Annotated in this window: 2 protein-coding genes; both read left to right on the top strand. The window is 66.2% G+C overall.

Features of this window, described 5'->3' with window-relative positions; all coding sequences use genetic code 11:
• Positions 1-176: 176 nt before the first annotated feature.
• Positions 177-371, top strand: a complete 195-nt coding sequence (locus AC07CM_RS50900) for a ferredoxin (RefSeq protein WP_478883359.1) — start codon at positions 177-179, stop codon at positions 369-371.
• On the top strand, positions 368-1,549 hold the full coding sequence (locus AC07CM_RS50905; RefSeq protein WP_478883360.1) for an NAD(P)/FAD-dependent oxidoreductase: 1,182 nt from the start codon (positions 368-370) through the stop codon (positions 1,547-1,549). Before AC07CM_RS50900 ends, AC07CM_RS50905 begins: the two co-directional genes overlap by 4 nt.
• The last annotated feature ends 24 nt before the right edge of the window (positions 1,550-1,573 follow it).

Genomic DNA, 1,573 nt, shown 5'->3' on the forward strand with positions numbered 1-1,573 from the left:
GGCGGTGGGGTTGTGTCCGGCTGGAGCGTTGTCGCTTCGTGGTAGCGGTGACGGTGCGATGGTGGACGAATAGGTCGATGTGCTGGGCTGGCTTTATCGACGGCGGGTGCTCCGTGAGGGATGCGTCCGGTCTGTATACCGATATGTAGAGAAATTGAAAGGAGCTGACGCAGGGCATGCGTATTGAAATCGACGAGGACAAGTGCGTGGGTGGTGGTCATTGCGTGATCGCCGCGGCCGAGGTGTTCGATCAGCGTGAGGAGGACGGCGTCGTTGTGCTGTTGGACGACGCGCCGCGTGACGATTTGCATGAGGCAGTGCGGGAGGCCGCGACGCTGTGCCCCGCCGCCGCGATTCGAGTGATCGAGTGACCGGCAGACTCGACCGAGTGGTGGTTGTGGGGGCGTCCGTGGCCGGTGTGACGGCGGTGGAGACGCTGCGTCGTCACGGGTTCGACGGGTCGATCAGCCTGGTCGGTGACGAGGCGTATTCCCCGTACGACCGGCCACCGCTTTCCAAGCAGATCCTCACCGGGGACTGGGAGGCCGACCGTCTGGCCGTCCGTGATGGCGTCAGTCTGGACCGGCTGCGGGTCGAGATGCGACTGGGCACGCGCGCGGTCGCACTCGATCTGAACGAACGCAATGTCGAGCTGGACGACGGCAAGCACCTGTACTACGACGGGTTGATCATTGCGACGGGAGTCGTTCCACGCCGTCTCCCGGCAGGGCATGATCTGGCCGGAGTGCACGTGCTGCGCACCGTCGATGATGCTCTCGCTCTGCGTACGCACCTGCGCCCAGGCCGGCGCTTGGTGGTGATAGGCGCCGGTTTCCTGGGCTGTGAGGTCGCGGCCGCCGCCCGGAAGGTCGGGCTGCAGGTCAGCATTGTCGATCCGCTGGCTGTGCCCATGCAGCGGCAGCTCGGTGAAGACGTCGGCCGGCGTGTGGCCGCCCTGCATCGAGACCAGGGCGTGGAGATGCGTTGCGGTGTCGCTGTGCGGAGCCTTCTCGGTGACGGCAGCGTGAGTGGTGTGGAGCTTGCGACCGGCGAGGTTGTGCCCGCCGATCTCGTTCTCGTCGCGATCGGCTCACTACCAGCGACGGACTGGCTCACGGGCAGTGGTCTCACCCTCGACAACGGCATCGTCTGCGACTCCACGTGCCGCGCGGCGCCGGGTGTCTACGCGGCCGGAGACGTCGCCCGCTGGTGGCACGACACGCTGGGCACCCATATCCGGGTCGAGCACCGCATGAACGCAACGGAGCAAGCCGTCGCCGCGGCCACCAACCTTCTCGGCGCCGACACACCGTTCACCCCGGTGCCCTACTTCTGGACCGACCAGTACGACACACGGATCCAGGCTTACGGCACCTTCCCACCGGACTGCAAGGTGGTGATCGTCCGAGGCGACCCGGGCGAACGCCGGTTCCTCGCCCACTACATCCACGAGGACCGCATCACGGGTGTCCTGGCCTGGAACATGCCCAAGGAGCTTCGAGCCGAACGCGCACACGTCGGACAGCCCGTCGCTCATGCACCCCTGTAAACGGAGCCAGCACAGACACGCCAC

The sequence above is a fragment of the Streptomyces sp. NPDC044061 genome (assembly GCF_056434305.1).

Bases quoted from the DNA above. Each gene is read 5' to 3' on its own strand.
- AC07CM_RS50900 (WP_478883359.1), top strand. From the start codon at position 177: ATGCGTATTGAAATCGACGAGGACAAGTGCGTGGGTGGTGGTCATTGC.